Annotated in this window: 13 protein-coding genes; 12 read left to right on the forward strand and 1 reads right to left on the reverse strand. The window is 71.7% G+C overall.

Features of this window, described 5'->3' with window-relative positions; translation table 11 throughout:
• From nusA to ABZ822_RS05100, 7 genes are all read left to right on the forward strand, one after another.
• Entirely contained in the window at positions 1–1002 is a 1002-nt protein-coding gene (gene nusA, locus ABZ822_RS05070; RefSeq protein ID WP_360846826.1) for a transcription termination factor NusA, read from the forward strand.
• Positions 1003–1145: 143 nt separating this feature from the next.
• A complete protein-coding gene (locus ABZ822_RS05075) occupies positions 1146–1436 on the forward strand; it encodes a YlxR family protein (protein WP_360846828.1) in 291 nt (96 codons plus the stop codon).
• A gap of 144 nt (positions 1437–1580) precedes the next feature.
• Positions 1581–4667, forward strand: coding sequence for a translation initiation factor IF-2 (gene infB / locus ABZ822_RS05080; RefSeq protein WP_360846831.1), 3087 nt, complete (start codon positions 1581–1583; stop codon positions 4665–4667).
• A 170-nt stretch (positions 4668–4837) separates the two neighbouring features.
• Entirely contained in the window at positions 4838–5137 is a 300-nt protein-coding gene (locus ABZ822_RS05085) for a DUF503 domain-containing protein (protein WP_360846833.1), read from the forward strand.
• A 62-nt stretch (positions 5138–5199) separates the two neighbouring features.
• Positions 5200–5658: a 30S ribosome-binding factor RbfA gene (rbfA, locus tag ABZ822_RS05090; RefSeq protein ID WP_360846835.1), complete on the forward strand. Its 459-nt coding sequence runs from the start codon at positions 5200–5202 to the stop codon at positions 5656–5658.
• Between the two features lie 137 nt (positions 5659–5795).
• A complete protein-coding gene (gene truB / locus ABZ822_RS05095; RefSeq protein WP_360847093.1) occupies positions 5796–6680 on the forward strand; it encodes a tRNA pseudouridine(55) synthase TruB in 885 nt (294 codons plus the stop codon).
• A 226-nt stretch (positions 6681–6906) separates the two neighbouring features.
• On the forward strand, positions 6907–7917 hold the full coding sequence (locus ABZ822_RS05100) for a bifunctional riboflavin kinase/FAD synthetase (protein ID WP_360846837.1): 1011 nt from the start codon (positions 6907–6909) through the stop codon (positions 7915–7917).
• Positions 7918–8112: 195 nt separating this feature from the next.
• Here ABZ822_RS05100 and ABZ822_RS05105 read toward each other — a convergent pair whose 3' ends face one another.
• A complete protein-coding gene (locus tag ABZ822_RS05105; protein ID WP_360846839.1) occupies positions 8113–12222 on the reverse strand; it encodes an SCO5717 family growth-regulating ATPase in 4110 nt (1369 codons plus the stop codon).
• A gap of 1278 nt (positions 12223–13500) precedes the next feature.
• On the opposite strand from ABZ822_RS05105, the gene ABZ822_RS05110 reads away from it, so the two are divergent.
• The 5 genes from ABZ822_RS05110 to ABZ822_RS05130 all read left to right on the forward strand — a co-directional run bounded on the left by ABZ822_RS05110 (position 13501) and on the right by ABZ822_RS05130 (position 21071).
• The gene (locus tag ABZ822_RS05110; protein ID WP_360846841.1) at positions 13501–14304 is read left to right on the forward strand and encodes a hypothetical protein; all 804 of its coding nucleotides are present in this window, start codon (positions 13501–13503) and stop codon (positions 14302–14304) included.
• A gap of 255 nt (positions 14305–14559) precedes the next feature.
• Positions 14560–16482: a PQQ-binding-like beta-propeller repeat protein gene (locus tag ABZ822_RS05115; RefSeq protein WP_360846843.1), complete on the forward strand. Its 1923-nt coding sequence runs from the start codon at positions 14560–14562 to the stop codon at positions 16480–16482.
• Between the two features lie 227 nt (positions 16483–16709).
• Entirely contained in the window at positions 16710–16997 is a 288-nt protein-coding gene (gene rpsO, locus ABZ822_RS05120; protein ID WP_360846845.1) for a 30S ribosomal protein S15, read from the forward strand.
• 457 nt (positions 16998–17454) lie between these two features.
• Positions 17455–19695 carry a polyribonucleotide nucleotidyltransferase gene (locus tag ABZ822_RS05125; protein WP_360846847.1) on the forward strand — a complete coding sequence of 747 codons (2241 nt, stop codon included), beginning with the start codon at positions 17455–17457 and terminating at the stop codon, positions 19693–19695.
• The gene (locus ABZ822_RS05130; protein WP_360846849.1) at positions 19692–21071 is read left to right on the forward strand and encodes a pitrilysin family protein; all 1380 of its coding nucleotides are present in this window, start codon (positions 19692–19694) and stop codon (positions 21069–21071) included. Before ABZ822_RS05125 ends, ABZ822_RS05130 begins: the two co-directional genes overlap by 4 nt.
• The last annotated feature ends 24 nt before the right edge of the window (positions 21072–21095 follow it).

The following is a 21095-nucleotide window of genomic DNA, read 5'->3' on the forward strand; positions in this document are numbered from 1 at the left end:
GTGGACATCGACATGAGCGCCCTGCGCGGTTTGGTACGGGAGAAGGAGATCTCCTTCGATCTGCTGGTCGAGGCCATCGAGGCCGCCCTCCTCATCGCGTACCACCGCACCGAGGGCAGCCGCCGTCACGCACGCGTGGAGCTGGACCGCAACACCGGTCACGTCACGGTGTGGGCGACCGAGGACCCGGCCGATCTCGACGAGGGCGAGGAGCCCCGCGAGTTCGACGACACCCCCTCCGGCTTCGGCCGCATCGCCGCGACCACCGCCAAGCAGGTCATCCTGCAGCGGCTGCGCGATGCCGAGGAGGAGATCACGTTCGGCGAGTACGCGGGCCGCGAGGGCGATGTCGTCGCGGGCGTCGTCCAGCAGGGCAAGGACCCCAAGAACATCCTGGTCGACATCGGCAAGCTCGAGGCGATCCTGCCGGTCCAGGAGCAGGTCCCGGGCGAGGACTACGCGCACGGTACGCGGCTGCGGTCCTACGTCGTCCGCGTGGTCAAGGGCGTCCGCGGCCCGTCCGTCACGCTCTCCCGGACCCATCCCAACCTGGTGAAGAAGCTGTTCGCCATGGAGGTCCCGGAGATCGCGGACGGGTCGGTGGAGATCGCCGCCATCGCCCGCGAGGCCGGCCACCGAACCAAGATCGCCGTACGGTCCACCCGCTCCGGGCTGAACGCCAAGGGTGCCTGCATCGGCCCCATGGGCGGCCGGGTGCGCGCGGTGATGGCCGAGCTCAACGGTGAGAAGATCGACATCGTCGACTGGTCGGACGACCCGGCGGAGCTGGTGGCGCACGCGCTCTCGCCTGCCAGGGTGAGCAAGGTCGAGGTCGTCGACCTCGCCGCGCGCTCGGCCCGCGTCACCGTCCCCGACTACCAGCTCTCGCTGGCGATCGGGAAGGAAGGGCAGAACGCCCGGCTCGCCGCCCGTCTGACCGGCTGGCGGATCGACATCCGGCCCGACACCGAGCAGCAGCCGGTCGCCCAGGCCGCCGAGTAGCGGCGCGATCACCCTGGTCGGCCCGCAGGCCGCACCGGGTGCCGGGGCCGGTCCGTGCGAGCGGTCCGGGGAAACGAAATATCGAGTGGCCGTACGGCCGTTACCCGGGCAGGGTGAGGTCGGTACGGGGAGGTAGACTGAGCGTGTCTGGCCGGACGCATGCCCGAGCATGCCCTGAGCGAACCTGTGTGGGGTGCCGGGAGCGAGCGGCCAAGGACGATCTGCTGCGTATCGCGGTGATCGAGGGCGCCTGCGTTCCCGATCCACGCGGTACGCTGCCCGGCCGGGGTGCTTATGTGCACCTCGCCCCGGTCTGTCTGGACCTGGCGGTCCGGCGCCGGGCGTTCTCCCGGGCCTTCCGAGGCCAGGGCCCGCTCGACACCGAGGCACTGCGCCAGTACGTCGAGCAGGCAACGCAAGCCGTAACACCGTAAGAGAACGGCACGGGAAACCGTGCGGTCAGGTACCTCGCGAGTCGGAAGTAGGTCGAGATTGCGATGAGCACTCGATGAGTACGCGATGAGTACGCCCATGAAGTAGCGACGGTCCGGCGGATACCCCGGACCAGAAGGAGCGAAGTGGCTAAGGTCCGGGTATACGAGCTCGCCAAGGAGTTCGGAGTCGAGAGCAAGGTCGTCATGGCCAAGCTCCAAGAACTTGGCGAATTCGTACGTTCGGCGTCCTCGACCATCGAGGCGCCGGTTGTACGCAAGCTGACTGACGCTTTCCAGCAGGGCAACGGCTCCGGCCGTGCCGCAGGCAAGCCTTCGGCGCCCCGCAAGGCGGCGCCCTCCCCCGCGAAGCGCGCGGGCGGAACCCCCTCGCCGTCCCCCGCCCAGGGTGCGACGGCTCGTCCCGCTGCCCCCAAGCCCGGTGCGAGCGCGCCCAAGCCCGCCGCCGCGGAAGCGGGTGGCCCCGTCACCCCGGCAGCTCCGGGCCCGCGTCCCACCCCGGGACCGAAGGCACCGGGGCCGAAGCCCGGCCCGGCCGCGCCCGCGACGCCGGCTCCCGCCGCTCCGGCCGCGCCGGAGTTCAGCGCGCCCCCGCAGGCGCCCTCCGGCCCGAAGCCCGGCGCCACCCCCGGCCCGCGCCCCGCGCGTCCGGCCCCCGGTGGCCAGGGCGGCGGCCGTGGCGACTCCCGTCCGGCGTCGCCGCGTTCCGGTGGCGACCGCGGTGCTCCGCGTCCGGGCGGTCGTCCGGCCGGTCCGCGTCCGGGCAACAACCCCTTCACCTCCGGTGGCAGCACCGGTATGGCGCGCCCGCAGGCGCCCCGTCCCGGCGGTGCCCCGCGCCCCGGCGGCCAGGGCGGCCCCGGCGGTGCTCCGCGTCCGGGCGGTCAGGGCGGTCCCGGTGGACCTCGTCCGCAGGCCTCCGGCGGCGGCCGTCCGTCCCCGGGCGGCATGCCGCGTCCGCAGGCGCCCCGCTCCGGCGGCGGCCCCGGCGGCGGCGGTAACCGTCCGAACCCGGGCATGATGCCGCAGCGTCCGTCCGCCGGCCCGCGTCCGGGTCCCGGTGGCGGCGGCGGTCGCGGTCCTGCCGGTGCCGGTCGTCCCGGCGGCGGCGGTCGCCCGGGCGGTGGCGGCGGCTTCGCCGGCCGTCCCGGCGGCGGTGGCGGCGGTGGCCGTCCCGGCGGCGGTGGCGGCGGCTTCGGCGGTCGTCCCGGCGGCGGCTTCGGCGGTGGCGGCGGTGGCCGTCCCGGCTTCGGCGGTCGTCCCGGCGGTCCCGGTGGCCGCGGTGGCACGCAGGGTGCGTTCGGCCGTCCCGGCGGTCCGGCGCGTCGCGGTCGCAAGTCGAAGCGGCAGAGGCGCCAGGAGTACGAGGCCATGCAGGCCCCGTCCATCGGCGGCGTGATGCTGCCGCGCGGCAACGGGCAGTCCGTCCGCCTGTCGCGTGGAGCCTCGCTCACCGACTTCGCCGAGAAGATCAACGCCAACCCCGCCTCGCTGGTCCAGGTGATGTTCAACCTGGGCGAGATGGTGACGGCGACCCAGTCGGTCTCCGACGAGACGCTGCACCTCCTCGGCGAGGAGATGAACTACGTCGTCCAGATCGTCAGCCCGGAGGAGGAGGACCGCGAGCTTCTCGAGTCCTTCGACATCGAGTTCGGCGAGGACGAGGGCGGCGAGGAGAACCTCGCGCCGCGTCCGCCGGTCGTGACCGTGATGGGTCACGTCGACCACGGTAAGACGCGTCTGCTGGACGCGATCCGCAAGACCAACGTCATCGAGGGCGAAGCCGGCGGCATCACCCAGCACATCGGTGCGTACCAGGCGGCGACCGAGGTCAACGACGAAGAGCGCAAGATCACCTTCATCGACACCCCGGGTCACGAGGCGTTCACCGCCATGCGTGCCCGTGGTGCGAAGTCGACCGACATCGCGATCCTCGTGGTGGCGGCCAACGACGGTGTGATGCCCCAGACGATCGAGGCGCTGAACCACGCCAAGGCGGCCGAGGTGCCGATCGTGGTCGCGGTCAACAAGATCGACGTCGAGGGCGCGGACCCGACGAAGGTGCGCGGCCAGCTCACCGAGTACGGGCTCGTGGCCGAGGAGTACGGCGGCGACACCATGTTCGTCGACATCTCCGCCAAGCAGGGTCTGAACATCGACAAGCTGCTCGAGGCCGTCGTCCTGACCGCCGACGCCGCCCTGGACCTCCGGGCCAATCCGGTCCAGGACGCGCAGGGCATCGCGATCGAGGCGCACCTCGACCGCGGCCGCGGCGCCGTGGCGACCGTCCTCGTCCAGCGCGGCACCCTGCGGGTCGGCGACACGATGGTGGTCGGCGACGCGTACGGCCGTGTCCGCGCGATGCTCGACGACAAGGGCGAGAACGTCGAGGAAGCGGGTCCCGCGACCCCCGTCCTCGTCCTCGGTCTCACCAATGTCCCGGGCGCCGGTGACAACTTCCTGGTCGTCGACGAGGACCGCACCGCCCGGCAGATCGCCGAGAAGCGTGCGGCCCGTGAGCGCAACGCCGCGTTCGCCAAGCGGACCCGCCGGGTCTCGCTGGAGGACCTGGACAAGGTGCTCAAGGCCGGCGAGGTGCAGCAGCTCAACCTCATCATCAAGGGCGACGCGTCCGGTTCGGTCGAGGCCCTCGAGTCCTCGCTGCTCCAGCTCGACGTCGGCGAAGAGGTCGACCTGCGCATCCTGCACCGCGGTGTGGGTGCTGTCACCGAGACCGACATCGACCTGGCGACCGGCTCCGACGCCATCGTCATCGGCTTCAACGTGCGCGCCGAGGGGCGTGCCACGCAGATGGCCGAGCGCGAGGGCGTGGACGTCCGCTACTACTCGGTCATCTACCAGGTGATCGAGGAGATCGAGGCGGCCCTCAAGGGCATGCTCAAGCCGGAGTACGAAGAGGTCGAGCTCGGCACGGCGGAGATCCGCGAGGTCTTCCGCTCCTCCAAGCTCGGCAACATCGCGGGTGTCCTCATCCGCTCCGGCGAGGTCAAGCGGAACACCAAGGCCCGCCTTGTCCGCGACGGCAAGGTCGTGGCGGAGAACCTCAACATCGAGGGTCTGCGCCGCTTCAAGGACGACGTCACCGAGATCCGCGAAGGGTTCGAGGGCGGTATCAACCTCGGCAACTTCAACGACATCAAGATCGACGACGTCATCGCGACGTACGAGATGCGCGAGAAGCCGCGAGGCTGATCGGCCGCGTCTCTCCGGGGCCGGTCGGCGGAGAAATCCGTCGATCGGCCCCGGCCGTTGCGTGTACGGTTTCGAACGGCGCTCCCGCGGGCCTTCGCGGGGAGACGCCCCCTCCCAGCCACCGCTGGGAGGTACCACGACGGCCCCACGGGTGGCTTGACCCGCACTGCATGTACGTAGGGACGCTGTCCTTTGACCTGCTTCTCGGCGACGTCCGGTCGCTGAAGGAGAAGCGCTCCGTCGTCCGCCCGATCGTCGCCGAGCTGCAGCGCAAGTACGCGGTCAGCGCGGCCGAGGTCGGAGAGCAGGACCTCTACCGCAGGGCCGTCATCGGTCTGGCGGTCGTGTCCGGGGACGCCGGGCACCTCACGGACGTACTCGACCGGTGCGAACGCATGGTCGCCGGCCGTCCCGAAGTGGAGCTGCTGTCCGTACGGCGGCGCTTCCACGGCGAGCACGACGACGCGTGACCCGGGTCGGCTGCCGCCGAACGCATCATCGTGGAAGAGAGAAGAAAGAAGGAGACGGACCAGTGGCCGACAACGCGCGGGCCCGCAAACTGGCGGACCGCATCCAGGTCGTGGTCGCGGAGACCCTGGACCGGCGTATCAAGGACCCCCGGCTGGGGTTCGTGACCATCACGGACGCGCGGGTCACCGGCGACCTGCGGGAGGCCACGGTCTTCTACACGGTCTACGGGGACGAGGAGGAGCGCACGGCCTCGGCCGCCGCCCTCGAGAGCGCGAAGGGGATCCTGCGGTCCGAGGTCGGACGGCAGACCGGGGTGCGTTTCACGCCCACCCTCACGTTCGTGCCGGACGCCCTCCCGGAGAACGCCCGCACCATCGACCACCTGCTCGACCAGGCGCGGGCCAAGGACGCTCAGGTACGGCAGGCGTCCACGGGCGCGGCGTACGCGGGCGAGGCGGACCCGTACCGCAGGCCCGGTGAGGACGACCACGACGAGAACGAGGACGAAGCGTCCGAATGAAGCGCAGGTCAGCCCACGAGCGAGCCGAAGGGCGCGCCGAGGCCGAAAGCGACGGGACCGAGCGAGGAACGAGCGCGGAGTCGAGGAGCGTCGACCCCGGGGCGACGCGCCCGGAGGCGAGCCGAGCGCGCCGAAAGGTGCCGGACGGCTTGATCATTGTCGACAAACCGTCCGGCTTCACCTCTCACGACGTCGTCGCGAAGATGCGCGGGATCGCCCGCACGCGCCGCGTCGGGCACGCCGGAACCCTCGATCCCATGGCGACCGGTGTGCTCGTCCTCGGCGTCGAGAAGGCGACCCGGCTGCTCGGGCACCTCGCGCTGACGGAGAAGGAGTACGAGGCGACGATCCGGCTCGGGCAGAGCTCCGTGACCGACGACGCCGAGGGCGAGATCACCGAGTCGGCCGGGGCCGCGGGGCTCTCCCGCGAGGCCGTCGACGCCGGGATCGTGCCGCTGACCGGCGACATCCAGCAGGTTCCGTCCAAGGTCAGCGCCATCAAGATCGACGGCAAGCGCTCGTACAAGCGCGTGCTGGAGGGCGAGGACTTCGAACTGGCCGCCCGGCCGGTCACCGTCTCCTCGTTCACCGTGCACGAGGTCCGGGAGGCCGTCGCCGAGGACGGCACCTCCGTGGTCGACGTGGACGCGACCGTCGTGTGCTCCTCCGGGACCTACATCCGGGCCCTGGCCCGCGATCTCGGCGCGGCGCTGGGCACGGGTGGCCACCTGACGGCACTGCGCCGTACCCGCGTCGGGCCCTACGGCCTGGACGCTGCGCGCACGCTGGACCAGCTCCAGGAGGAGCCGGCCGTCATGCCGATCGCCGAGGCCGCGGCTGCCGCGTTCCCGCGCTGGGACGTGGACGCCGAGCAGGCACGGCTGCTCTCCAACGGCGTCCGGCTGGACGCCCCGGGGCTCGGTACGGGTGGCCCGATCGCGGTGTTCGCCCCCGACGGGCGCTTCCTGGCTCTGGTGGAGGAGTCCAAGGGCAAGGCGAAGAGCCTGGCGGTCTTCGCGTAGCTCGGCAGGATGCTCCCGGGGGTCGGCCCAGGGTGTGTGCCCGGGCGGTCGGGGTGCCGGGGCGGCGCTCCGGTGGGCCGCGTGCCGCCCTCGTCGCGCCGACGCCGGTGACGGCGACGGGCGCCCGGCATGGCAGTCTTAGACCTGCGCAATCGGATAGGCATCACGTGAATCACGGTGGATCACGCTGGATCACGTACACGGGTTCGGGCGAGGAGCGGTCACAGTGCAGCGCTGGCGTGGCTTGGAGGAGATCCCCGAGGGGTGGGGGCGCAGTGTCGTCACCATCGGCTCCTATGACGGCGTGCACCGCGGTCACCAGCTCATCATCGGCCGTGCCGTCGCCCGCGCGCGCGAGCTGGGGATCCCCTCGGTCGTCGTGACCTTCGACCCGCACCCCAGCGAGGTCGTCCGCCCCGGTAGCCATCCGCCGCTGCTCGCCCCGCACCACCGGCGCGCGGAGCTGATGGCGGAACTGGGCGTGGATGCCGTGCTGATCCTGCCGTTCACGGCGGAGTTCTCCAAGCTGTCCCCGGCGGACTTCGTGGTGAAGGTGCTGGTCGACAAGTTGCACGCGAAGGCCGTCGTCGAGGGCCCCAACTTCCGCTTCGGGCACAAGGCGGCGGGCAACGTCGCGTTCCTGGCCGAGCTGGGGACCACGTACGACTACGAGGTAGAGGTCGTCGATCTGTTCGTGCGCGGCGAGGCCGGGGGAGGCGAGCCCTTCTCCTCGACCCTGACCCGGCGCCTGGTCGCCGAGGGCGACATGGCGGGGGCGATGGAGATCCTCGGCCGACCGCACCGCGTGGAGGGCGTCGTCGTCAGGGGCGCACAGCGCGGGCGCGAACTCGGCTACCCGACGGCCAACGTCGAGACCCTGCCCCACACCGCGATCCCGGCCGACGGTGTCTACGCGGGATGGCTCGAGGTCGACGGCGAGGCGATGCCCGCGGCGATCTCGGTCGGCACCAACCCGCAGTTCGACGGGACCGAGCGGACCGTGGAGGCGTACGCGATCGACCGCGTCGGTCTGGACCTGTACGGGCTGCACGTGGCGGTGGACTTCCTCGCCTATCTGCGCGGGCAGGAGAAGTTCGCCTCGATCGAGGCGCTGCTGGAGGGCATCGCGAACGACGTGAAGCGCTCGCGCGAACTCGTCGCGTCCTACGAGGTGTCGTACGAGGCACAGCGTGGTGAGAGCGGGCCGGGCGGGCCGGGTGCACCGGAGACGGCGTAGAGCCAACGCCGCGGGAGAACCACGGACTTCGACGCGACAAGGGGCCCGGGCGCCGGTGTGCGCCCGGGCCCCTTGTCGCGTGCCGCCGTTCGTCCTTGGGCAGGGTGCCGTCGCGCCTCGGCGGGGTGCACCGAGGCCCGCGGGCTGTGTGCGTGCCTCGCGGGCCTCGGTGACGGTGCCCGGTAGGGCGGCCGGTTACTGCTGCGGGGGAGCGGGCGGCGGGAAGCCGTAACCCGTCCCGGGCTGGGGCTGGGCCTGCGCCTCGTCGTCGGGTCCTGCGGGCTGTCCCGGGTGCTGCCCCTGCTGCTGACCCGGGTGAACGGGCGGCTGACCGGGCTGGCCGGGCTGAGCGGGGACCTGTCCCGGCTGGGGCTGCGGCCAGCCGTAGCCGCCCTGCGGCGCGGGCGCGCCCGGCGCTCCCTGCGGCGGCTGATGGGGCCAACCGGGCTGCCCCTGCTGCTGACCGGGTACGGGTTGTCCGGGCTGACCCGGATGGGCGGGGGCTGCCTGGCCGGGTTGACCGGCCTGGCCGGGTTGCTGTGCCTGTGCCCAGCCCTGCTGCGGCCCCGGCTGTTGCGGGGGCTGTCCGCCCTGTTGCGGCTGCCCGTACGGGTACGGCTGGCCCGGCTGGGCGGGGGGCTGACCCGGCTGGTGCTGCGGCCAGCCCTGACCGGGCTGCGGCGCGGGTGCGCCGGGAACGCCCTGCTGCTGCGGCTGCTGTGGCCAGCCCTGCTGCGGCGCGCCCTGATGACCCGGCATCGGCGGGGCGACCTGCGGGGGCGGGTTGCCGCCGTTCGCCGTCCACAGGCCCTGGTTCTGCTGGGCCCGGGCGAAGTCCTCCGCGACGAGCGCCGAGAGGTTGAAGTACGCCTCACGGGTCTTCGGCCGCATCATGTCGAGGTCGACCTCCGCACCCGCCGACAGATGCTCGTCGAACGGCACGACCACGACTCCGCGGCAGCGCGTCTCGAAGTGCGACACGATGTCGTCGACCTTGATCATCTTTCCGGTCTCGCGGACTCCGGAGATGACCGTGAGGCTGCGGGACACCAGGTCCTGATAGCCGTGCGCGGACAGCCAGTCCAGGGTGGTGCTCGCGCTGCTGGCTCCGTCGACGGACGGGGTCGAGATGATGATCAACTGGTCGGCGAGGTCGAGCACGCCGCGCATGGCGCTGTAGAGCAGGCCCGTACCCGAGTCGGTGAGGATGATCGGGTACTGCTTGCCGAGCACGTCGATCGCGCGGCGGTAGTCCTCGTCGTTGAAGGTCGTGGAGACCGCCGGGTCGACGTCGTTGGCGATGATCTCCAGGCCGGAGGGCGCCTGGGAGGTGAACCGGCGGATGTCCATATAGCTGTTGAGGTACGGGATCGCCTGCACCAAGTCGCGGATGGTGGCGCCCGTTTCGCGCCGGACGCGGCGACCGAGCGTGCCGGCGTCCGGGTTGGCGTCGATGGCCAGGATCTTGTCCTGGCGCTCCGTGGCGAGCGTCGCGCCGAGAGCCGTCGTCGTGGTCGTCTTGCCGACGCCGCCCTTCAGGCTGATGACGGCGATCCGGTAGCAGGACAGCACCGGCGTACGGATCAGTTCGAGCTTCCGCAGCCGCTCCGCTTCCGCCGCCTTGCCGCCGATCTTGAAGCGTGAGCCGCCGCTGACCGGGTTCTTGCTCTTCGGCTTCTGCTTGTTGCTGCGCAGGAGCCGGTCGGAGGAGAGCTCAACAGCCGCTGTGTAGCCCAGTGGTGCGCCTTGCGCGGCACGCTGGCGATCCTCGGGGCTGATCTCGGGCCAACCGCCCGCGCGCGGGTCGGCGGGGGCACCGCTCGGAGCCTCCTGCTGCTGGTGCGGGTGGCCGCCGGCGTGTGGCGCCGGAGGCTGCTGCTGCTCGGGCTGCGGGACCCCGGGGTGCGGGGCCGGAGGCTGGTGCTGCGGTGGCGCGGGCTGCTGTCCAGGCTGCGGCACCTGGTGCGGCTGGGGCGGTGGGAAGCCATAGCCGGGCTGGGGCTGGTGCTGGTGCTGCGGGAAGCCGTATCCCGTGCCGGGCTGCGGCTGGGGAGGCGGCACCGGGCCGCCGGGCTGCTGCTGCCCGGGCTGCGGGCCCGGCTGTACGGGCGGGCCCTGGGGGCCGGGCTGCGCGGGCTGTCCCGGCTGGACCTGCTGCGGCTGCTGGGCGGCCGACGGCTGCTGTGCAGCGGGCGGTTGCTGCGCACCCTGCGGCGCCCATGCGGCACCGGGCTGCGGATAGCCGTAACCGCCTTGCGGGGCCGCGGCGTTCGGCACTCCGGCTCCGGCTCCGGCTCCGGCTCCGGCTCCGGCTCCGGCTCCGGCTCCGGCCGCGGGCGGCGTGGCGGCGCCGGGGTGGCCCGCCGTACCCGGCTGCGGCACCTGAGCACCGGGCAGGGGTGACTGCGGTCCGGGCGCGGGGGATTCCGGCGCGGGGGACTCGGGCATGGAAGGTGCACCGGCGGGCGAACCGGCCGATGCTCCTGCCGGTCCGCCGGGCAGGGGCTGCGGGGGACCGTCGGTGCGCTGGTGCGGAACCTGCGGGAAGCCGTAACCGCCCTGCTGCGCGGGCGGCTGCGCAGCAGGCGGGGTGCCCGGCGCGGCCTCCGGCTCCTGGGACGGTCCAGAGGAGGGGACCGGACCCTGCGGCGACTGCCAGGCGGTGCCCGGCTGCGGGTAGCCGTAACCGCCCGCAGCGGCAGGCGCGTTGGTGTCCTGCTGCGGCTGCTGCGGTACCTGTTGCCGCGGAGGCTCCGGCTGCTGTTCCGGCTCGGCCGGGCGGAAGTTCGGAGGCAGGGGCGGCAGCCCCGTCTGCGGAACCGGCGGGGGCGTCCATGCGGTGGGCCCCGTGTCCCGCGGCTCAGCGCCCGGCCTTGGCCGCGGTTCCGGTACGGGCGGCGGCGCCCAGGCGATCGGCGGGGCGTCCTGCGGCTCGGGCCGCGGCTGCCGTTCGGGGACCGGCGGTGGGGACCACGCGACCGGTGCGGCGTCCTCCGGCTCGGCGTCGGGCTTCGGGTCCGCCTGAGGGACGGGCGGTGGGGACCACGCGACAGGCGCGGCGTCCTGCGGTGCGTCGCCCGGCCTCGGCCGCGGCTCGGGCACCGGCGGCGGTGCCCAGGCGAACGAGCCGGGCCCGCCCACGGCGGGCGTGCCGGCCCCGCTGGCCGGAGCCTCGGACGACGAACCGGTCCCCGGGGCGTCGTCGGCCCCGTCGGTCTCGTCGGCCGGGTCGTCCAGGGAGTCGCGCTCGTCGGACTCGGCGGCAGCGGCTTCCGCGTCCGCCTCCCCTTCCGAAGACTCCGGCTCGAGGGCCGGGGCCCCAGCGGCGACGTCATCGTCAGTGTCGATGCCGTCCCCGTCCCCGTCCCCGTCGTCGCCCGGAGCCACCTCTGTACGGTCCGTGAACTCCCCGGCGGCGCTTGTCGGTTCCGCCGCCGGAGCCTCCGCACCGGACGCCGGGTTCTGCGCCGCGGAGCGCTCGGCGATCTCGCGACGCAGCGCGGCGCTGGAGAACCGCATCGTCGCGGCACTGCCCAACTCGCCGCTGTCGGCCTCGGTGTCCTGGTCCGCTACGACGGGACCGCCGATGCCGTCGCGCGCGACGGCGGGCTCGGGTGCGTTCGCTTCCGGCTCGTCCTCCGCCGAGGCCTCGGCCTCGCCTTCGAGGCCGGCCGACGCGTCGCCGCCTGTGGCCGGAGCCAGGGCGGACGCGATCGCGGACGGTGATGCGGACGGAGTGGAGAAGAGCGGCGGTACGGGGATGGACGTCGGATCGGACGCGTTCGGACGCTGCCGCTCCGCCGCCGATTCGGCCTCCTCGAAGTCCTCGTCGGCCTCCTCGAAGTCCTCGTCGGCCTCCTCGAAGATCTCGTCGGTGTCGGTGTCGGCGTCGGCGTCGGAGTCCGCGTCCTGGGCCGGCGCGGAGTCCGCGAGGTCGACGTCCTCGCCGCGCGCTCCGCCCTCGTCGTCCCTCCTCTTCTCGGACGGCCCTGCCTCGGGCCGGGTCTCCGGAGGGGGCGGCACAGGCGGGCTCCAAGCAGGCTGGAACGCGTCGCCCTGAGGCCCGTCGGGCGCCGGCACCGGCGTGCCGGAGGGCGGCGGAGGTGCGAACGACGTGGCACCGCCGCTCCCGCTTCCCGCCCCGCCCGAACCACTCCCGCCGCCGGAACCGGACGATGAACTCGTGTACCAGGCAGGCGGCGTGTAGTCGATGGTGAACTCGCCCGTCTGGTCGGGCTCCGCGTCGGACCGATCCTCGCCGGGGGTCCCTCCGCCCGCGCGGATCTCGTCCCGATCGCTGCTCACAATGCCTCCTGGTGTGGTCTTTCACCCGTGTACGCGCCATGGGGGCCGACTGTCCCCGCTGCCGCGGCCACTGGGCCTTCCCCGTCCGGCGCGGTCCGCCGCACCCGCAGGTGCCGCAGCCGCGCCATACCCCAGCCTAATCACCGCACGCACCCCTCCGGCAGGGCCGTCCCCACGAGCGCGATGTCCCGTACGTCACGCAGTGCCCCGGCACCCCTCAGGCCCGCGGGATCCGCTGAAGTCCGGTGTGGAATCGCCCTATTGGGGTCGAGCCGCGCGCATGGGGATGTTCACCGCACATCGGGCGTCAGCTCGCCCCGTCCACGCAGGGTGCCGCTACCGACGTCCGTGGCGGAAGAGCGGCAGCGTGGTCGCGTCCCGTGGTGGCACTCCCGCGCCCCGCGCCCCCGCGCCGGAGCGTCATGCGATGCGGCGTATGCCGTCAGAAGCGGACATGACCGCGCCTCCCCCTATGTCCCTAAATCCCTGCGTGGTCGGCGTATTGGATGCGTCGAGCACCCCGGCCGCCCGCAGGTTCCTCCCCGTCGACAGGCATCGTAGAGGGCCGGTCCGACAATCGGCGGGGGAGCACATCGCCCCGTCGCCGGACCGCATCACGTGACGCTTGGTCACGGGGATACGGGGATACGGGGATACGGGGATACGGGGAGCGACAGCGGCATGGCATCACGACGGGGCAACAACGCGGCACCTGCATCTTCATGTCCGCTTCCGGCACCAGGTCCACCGGGAGAACCAGGAGGCCGACCGCTGCTCCGTCAACGGCATGGACGGGGGACCTGTGCTCGTCTCCCGGGTGACGTGTGGGGACCGGGGCGAGAAGGAGATCTTCGCCCACGATCCCGAATCCGGCCGGCCGGAATGGAGATGGGCGGTGTCGAGGGGACTCGAGGTCACGCCCGTGATCGCCGTGAAGTCCGCCGGTGCCGAATCCGTGGAATACGTGATGCGGCTGCGCGGCGAGGACGAACCGCCGACGAAGATCTCCGTGGGGTCCAAGGGCCAGACGCTGTGCGGCAATGCCTCACCGCGCTGCGCGGACATCGTGGTCGCCCGGGAAACGCTCTACGTCCCCACCCGTTCCCACGGGTCATTCGGCGACGGCAGCGTGCTGGCGAACGAAGTGGTCGCAGACGACCTGGGAACCGGAAAGTCCCGGAGGCTCCTGGAACCCGACGCCAAACGCGAACTCATTCCCTTCCCCTCCCTGGACGGAGATCTGATCGCCTATCAGCCCGCCGCCCAGGAAAGGGCGGGGTGCTGCTGCGCTTCGATGCCGAATCCGGAAAGCTTTCCGTCTACGAACGCCATCCGGACTGGTCGAGCGAGAAGGAGTACGCGATCTCCCAGGACGCGTTCCCCTTCCTCCACCAAGGAATGTTCCTCCTCTCGGGCGAGGAGATCTACGAGCAGGTGGGACCCGGCGACGGGCGAGCGGAAGTGGAGCTGCCGGTGCCGGAGGGGCAGCGGCCCGAGGCCGTGGTGTCCACCTCGCCGATCGTCGTCGGGCTCGCGGCCAAGGGCGAATTCCTGGTCGACCAGTTCGTGGCCGTGGACGACAAGGGCTCTCGGCGGTCGCGCATCACGATCGCCACGGTCGCGCATCACGATCGCCAAGAAGGGCGGCAAGTCCGGCGACGGCTACCAGGACATGGCCTACGAGCCGCGCTGTTCCCCCGACGGCTGCGCAGCGGCCGTCGTCACGGCGACACGTTGTTCCTCCCCACGCAGAACATGCGGCCGAACGACGGCGATCGGGAATACAACAAAATCGCGGCCTTCGGTCTGGAGACCGGCCGGGTCACGTGGTCCGCGGACGCCGGCGCGAAGAGGGCGGCTTTTCCGCAGGCGGCCGATGGAGGAAAGGTGATCGCGTACATCCAGGCGACCCGGGAGAACGGCGGACGGCTCGTCCGATTCGGTCCCGCGACGGGCGCAACGTCCGTGGATCAGCAACACCCGGACAGCGAAAGCGAGGACGAGCGGGACGCATTCGGACTGAGCAGCCCCATGCCACGTATCCGGACCGCTGGCAGTTGTTCATCGTCACCGAGTCGCTGACGGGAAGCGAGAAGATCTTGATCAACGCCTACGCGAAGGAACTGGATCTCCGGTGCGCCGGTCCGCATGTGACGGGCGAGTGGGGAAGTGGGGGTTCCGGAGAGGCCCGGTCAGGGTGAGTGGTACAAAGAACCCCCGCTTGATTATTGGTCACTTGGCGGGATTCGTGCGCGATTCGCTCCACTCTGGGGAAACTTGCCGGAGTTGCGGGGGAGGCTGGTCGCGCACCGAACCCGTATGAAGAGGTATGCGCAGATGTCGCAGCCACCCCAGCCGTCCCAGCCACCCAGCGAGCCGGACCGGCCGGACCGGTCGCCGAGCCGGCCCAGCGGGGCCGAGCAGTCCGACCAGCCTGGCCCCTCCCAGGCGGCGGACCAGCAGAGCCCGCCCCCGCAGGGCGGTTTCGGTCCTCCGCAGGAGCCGGGCTACGGCTATCCGCAGCCGCCGGCGCAACCTCCTCAGGCGCCCCCGGTGCCGCCGGCCGCCCCCGCGGCTCCGCCGTCGCAGCCGCCGGCCGGCACCCCGAACCCGTACGGCGGCCAGCCGGGCCAGGGCCAGCAGCCTGCCCACGGACAGCCGCCCGCCCCGGGACAGCCGGCGGCGTTTGGCCAGCCTGCGCCGTACGGGCAGCACCCACCGCACGGCCAGCCCCCGCACGGCCAGCCCCCGTACGGCGCCCAACCCCCCTACGGTCAGCCCCCGTACGGTCAGCCGGGCCAGCCGTACGGTGCCTATCCGCCGCCCGGCATGCCCCCGGGCGGCGGCGGACCGGGCTCCAGCCGCAAGGTCCTCATCGCCGTCTCCGCCGCCGTGGCCCTCGTCCTCGCCATCGGCGGCGGCATCTGGATGGCCACCAGCGGCGATGACGACGCGAAGCCCACCGCGAAGAAGAGTAAGAAGAGCACCGGAGGCGGAGGCTCGTCCGACAGCGACGACGAGGCGGGCGGCCGCCCCGGCGGCGACGGCCTGACCGGCATCGGCGGCGAGGGCGGCGAGGCGAAGCTGCTGTGGCAGACGCCCGCCCCGGATGTCTCCAAGCGCGGCGTCGACGCCCCCGGCTTCTACGTCGTCGGCGACACGGCCGTGAAGCCGGCCCTCAAGGACGTCACGGCCTACGGCGCCGCCGACGGCAAGGAGAAGTGGTCGGTCACGCTCGACAAGAACGTCTGCGCCGCACCCCGCCACGCCACCGACGACGGCAAGGTCGTCGTGGCGTACGAGGGCGACAAGGACGACGAGTGCAGCAACATCGCGATGATCGACATGAAGTCCGGCAAGAAGGTCTGGGACAAGCCCATGCCCAAGTCGGGCGGGTTCGGTGAGGGCTTCATCGGCACCAAGCTCGCCATCAGCGGCAAGGCCGTCGCCGCCTCCTGGTTCGGCGGATCCGGCGTCTTCCGCGTCACCGACGGCAAGGCGATCCCCACCCCGGACAAGGCCTCGGGCTGCACGGTCGACGGCTTCGCGGGCGGCAAGGCCCTGCTGCGGGTGACGACCTGCCTGGACGACAACTCGCGTCTGGAGAAGCTCAACACCCGCACCGGCAAGGCCGAGTGGACGATGAAGACCAAGGGCGGCATGCAGGTGAGCCAGGTCTTCTCGAGCGACCCCGTGGTCCTCTCGCTCGCCGACAAGAACCGCAAGTCCGGCGGCATCGTCTCCATCGCCGGCGGCAAGGTCCGCGCGCCCATCGACCTGGGCAAGGACACGTACCGGCCCAGCTGCGGCATGAACATCATCGCCAAGGACCTCAGCGCCTGCCAGGGCGTGGCCGTGGACGACGACACCCTCTACCTGCCGACCGAGCCGAAGAAGGCCGACGGGGAGAGTTACGGCCGTTCCAACGAGATCCACGCCTTCGACCTGGGCACCGGCAAGCGCAAGTGGACCTCCAGCGCGGGCGCGGACCTCACGATGTCCCCGCTCCGTACGGAGGACGGCAAGCTCCTCGCCTACCAGGAGCCGACGTACGACAAGGCGGGCGCCGTCGTCAGCATCCCCGCCGGCGGAGGCAAGCCGAAGCCGGTCCTGCGCAACCCGCAGGCTGCGAGCAGCACGGAGCGCAACTTCTACTCGTCGATCCTCACCTACGAGGGCGGGCGCTTCTTCATCGCCTCGAGCCGCGTGACGGGCGTCGGCCAGGGCCCGGAGAAGCTGATCGTGGCCTACGGGGACTGATCCGGGCGAGCGGTCCGGCGGGTCGGGCGACCGATCCGCCGGGTCAAAGGCACTGGTACCAGGCTGGTACTCTGTGCAACGGCCGTTTGTGTACGCGCCCCCGGTCCCTGCCCCGCAGGGTCTGGTGGCAGCGCCCAGCGAGCCCCGCCTCCCGAGTCACGGAAGCTCCCCTGAGATGCAGACCAGGGGCACTCGGTGGCCAGAAACGAGAATCAGAGGAGTTCCGCGTGTCGCTCGACGCCGCAACGAAGAAGAAGATCATGGCCGAGTACGCCACCAAGGAGGGTGACACCGGCTCCCCCGAGGTGCAGGTCGCGATGCTGACCCGTCGCATCACCGACCTCACCGAGCACCTCAAGATGCACAAGCACGACCACCACTCCCGCCGTGGTCTGCTGCTCCTGGTCGGCCAGCGCCGCCGCCTGCTGCAGTACCTGGCGAAGAAGGACATCACCCGCTTCCGCCAGCTCGTGGAACGCCTCGGCATCCGCCGCGGCGCTGCGGGCGCCCGGTAGGACGCGGTGAAGGGGAGCGGCTCCCGTACGAGGGGGCCGCTCCCTTTGCCGTATACGCGTTCCGTTCGCCGTCCGCGCCGCCCGCGTGGCGCGGACGTCCCCCGGGCAGGACGACACCTGCCCCTACGGACGGAGAGCGGACGCACACACGGCGCTCCGCGGAGGGAGCCCCACGGCTCCCTCGCGCACCAGAGGTTTCAGCCGTCGTGAGGACGGCCGAAGCTTTGTAGTCTGGTCGCACAACGGCATCACGACAACTGAACAACGACGAACGAGGAGGGGCGCCCCACCCGCCGCCGGTCCTCGGTAGTGGCCCCCGGGAGCCCGCTCGGCAGCGAACATCCGCTGCCGCAGCCCCGGGTGCTTCGATCGAAGACCGGCCCGCAACGAGGAGGCGCTCCACCGCCATCGTCCCGCCGCCACACGGGCGGGGGACGCAGACGAGGAGATATTCCTGGTGGAGAACGAGACCCACTACGCCGAGGCCGTCATCGACAACGGTTCCTTCGGCACCCGCACGATCCGCTTCGAGACGGGCCGTCTGGCCCGCCAGGCCGCAGGCTCCGCCGTGGCCTACCTGGACGACGACACCATGGTGCTGTCGGCCACCTCCGCTTCCAAGAACCCCAAGGACCAGCTCGACTTCTTCCCGCTGACGGTCGACGTCGAGGAGCGGATGTACGCGGCCGGGCGCATCCCCGGCTCGTTCTTCCGCCGTGAGGGCCGCCCCTCCGAGGACGCCGTCCTCACCTGCCGCCTGATCGACCGCCCGCTGCGCCCCTCCTTCAAGAAGGGCCTGCGCAACGAGATCCAGATCGTCGAGACGATCATGGCGCTCAACCCCGACCACCTCTACGACGTGGTCGCGATCAACGCCGCCTCCTGCTCCACGCAGCTCGCCGGCCTGCCCTTCTCCGGCCCCATCGGCGGCACCCGCGTCGCCCTCATCAAGGGCCAGTGGGTGGCGTTCCCGACGCACACCGAGCTCGAGGACGCCGTCTTCGACATGGTCGTCGCCGGGCGCGTCCTGGACGACGGCGACGTCGCGATCATGATGGTGGAGGCCGAGGCCACCACGAAGACGATCCAGCTCGTCAAGGACGGCGCCGAGGCCCCGACCGAGGAGGTCGTCGCCGCCGGTCTCGAGGCCGCGAAGCCCTTCATCAAGACCCTGTGCAAGGCCCAGTCGGACCTCGCCGCCAAGGCCGCCAAGCCGACCGGCGAGTTCCCGATCTTCCTCGACTACCAGGACGACGTCCTGGAGGCGCTGACCACCGCCGTGCGCGACGAGCTCGCCCAGGCGCTGACCATCGCCGGCAAGCAGGAGCGCGAGGCCGAGCTCGACCGCGTGAAGGCCGTTGCCGCCGAGAAGCTGCTCCCGCAGTTCGAGGGCCGCGAGAAGGAGATCTCCGCCGCGTACCGGTCGCTGACCAAGACCCTGGTCCGCGAGCGCGTCATCAAGGACAAGGTCCGCATCGACGGCCGTGGCGTCACGGACATCCGTACGCTCGCCGCCGAGGTCGAGGCGATCCCGCGGGTGCACGGCTCGGCGCTCTTCGAGCGCGGCGAGACCCAGATCCTGGGTGTCACCACGCTGAACATGCTGCGCATGGAGCAGCAGCTCGACACGCTCGCGCCCGAGACGCGCAAGCGCTACATGCACAACTACAACTTCCCGCCCTACTCCGTCGGTGAGACCGGCCGCGTCGGCTCCCCGAAGCGCCGCGAGATCGGTCACGGCGCGCTCGCCGAGCGGGCGATCCTGCCGGTGCTGCCGTCCCGCGAGGACTTCCCGTACGCGATCCGCCAGGTCTCCGAGGCGCTCGGCTCCAACGGCTCCACCTCCATGGGCTCGGTCTGCGCCTCCACCATGTCGCTGCTGAACGCCGGTGTGCCGCTGCAGGCCGCCGTCGCCGGTATCGCCATGGGCCTGATCTCCGAGCAGATCGACGGCGAGACGCACTACGTCGCGCTGACCGACATCCTCGGCGCCGAGGACGCGTTCGGTGACATGGACTTCAAGGTCGCCGGCACCAAGCAGTTCGTCACCGCCCTGCAGCTCGACACCAAGCTGGACGGCATCCCGGCGTCCGTGCTCGCCGCGGCCCTCAAGCAGGCCCGCGACGCGCGTCTGCACATCCTCGACGTCATGAACGAGGCCATCGACGTCCCGGACGAGATGTCCCCGAACGCCCCGCGGATCATCACCATCAAGATCCCCGTGGACAAGATCGGCGAGGTCATCGGCCCCAAGGGCAAGATGATCAACCAGATCCAGGAGGACACCGGGGCCGACATCACCATCGAGGACGACGGCACCATCTACATCGGTGCCGCCGACGGCCCGGCCGCCGAGGCCGCCCGCACCACGATCAACGGCATCGCCAACCCGACGATGCCCGAGGTCGGCGAGCGCTACCTGGGCACGGTCGTGAAGACCACCACCTTCGGTGCCTTCGTCTCGCTGATGCCCGGCAAGGACGGCCTGCTGCACATCTCGCAGATCCGCAAGCTCGCCGGCGGCAAGCGCGTGGAGAACGTCGAGGACGTGCTCAAGGTCGGCGCCAAGGTCCAGGTCGAGATCGCCGAGATCGACCAGCGCGGCAAGCTCTCGCTCATCCCCGTCATGGAGGACGAGGAAGGCGGGGAAGGCAAGGCCGAGGCCAAGCCGGAGTCCAAGGACGACGCCGCCAAGTGACCTCCCGTAGTCACGGCACGACGGCCCGCACCTCATCCGAGGGGCGGGCCGTCGCCCGTACCCAAACGCTTCTCAAGGGCGACAACGGCATCGGTACCGTCCGCAGGACCACCCTCCCGGGCGGCCTGCGCGTCCTGACCGAGACCCTGCCCTCCGTACGCTCGGCCACCTTCGGCATCTGGGCCCACGTCGGTTCCCGCGACGAGACCCCGGCGCTCGGCGGAGCCACCCACTACCTCGAGCACCTCCTCTTCAAGGGCACGAAGAAGCGCACCGCCCTGGAGATCTCCGCGGCCGTCGACGCGGTCGGCGGCGAGATGAACGCCTTCACGGCGAAGGAGTACACCTGCTACTACGCGCGGGTGCTCGACACCGATCTGCCGCTGGCCATCGACGTGGTGTGCGACATGCTCACCGGTTCGCTCATCGAGGCGGACGACATCGAGGCGGAGCGGGGCGTGATCCTCGAAGAGATCGCCATGACGGAGGACGACCCGGGCGACTGCGTGCACGACCTGTTCGCCACCACGATGTTCGGCGACTCCCCGCTGGGCCGCCCCGTCCTCGGCACCGTGGACACCGTCAACGGCCTGAACCGCGACAGCATCGCCCGCTTCTACAAGAAGCACTACGACCCCACGCACCTGATCGTCGCGGCCGCCGGCAACGTCGACCACGCCACCGTCGTACGGCAGGTGCGCACCGCCTTCGAGCGGGCCGGGGCCCTCGGCCGCGAGGACGCCGTCCCGGTCGGTCCCCGCACCGGCCACCGGGCGCTCCGCGCGAGCGGCCGCGTCGACGTCCTGGACCGCAGGACGGAGCAGGCCCACATCGTCCTCGGCATGCCCGGCATGCCGCGCACCGACGACCGCCGCTGGGCGATGGGCGTGCTCAACACGGCCCTCGGCGGCGGCATGAGCTCCCGGCTCTTCCAGGAGATCCGAGAGAAGCGCGGCCTGGCGTACTCCGTCTACTCGTACACCTCCGGCTTCGCCGACTGCGGGCTCTTCGGCGTCTACGCGGGCTGCCGTCCCAGCCAGGTCGACGACGTCCTGAAGATCTGCCGCGACGAGCTGGACCGGGTCGCCGAGCACGGTCTGGCGGACGACGAGCTGGAGCGCGCGATCGGACAGCTCTCGGGCTCCACCGTCCTGGGCCTCGAGGACACCGGCGCGCTGATGAACCGCATCGGCAAGAGCGAGCTGTGCTGGGGCGAGCAGATGTCGGTCGACGACATGCTCGGCCGGATCGCCGCCGTCACCCCGGACGACGTACGGGAGGTGGCGCGCGACGTGCTGGGGCAGCGGCCCTCGCTGTCGGTCATCGGCCCCCTCACGGACCGGCAGGCCTCCGGCCTCCACGACGCCGTCTCCTGAACGCCCCGTGGACATGACCGACCG

This window comes from Streptomyces sp. NPDC047108, from assembly GCF_040643575.1.
Classification (GTDB): Bacteria; Actinomycetota; Actinomycetes; order Streptomycetales; family Streptomycetaceae; genus Streptomyces.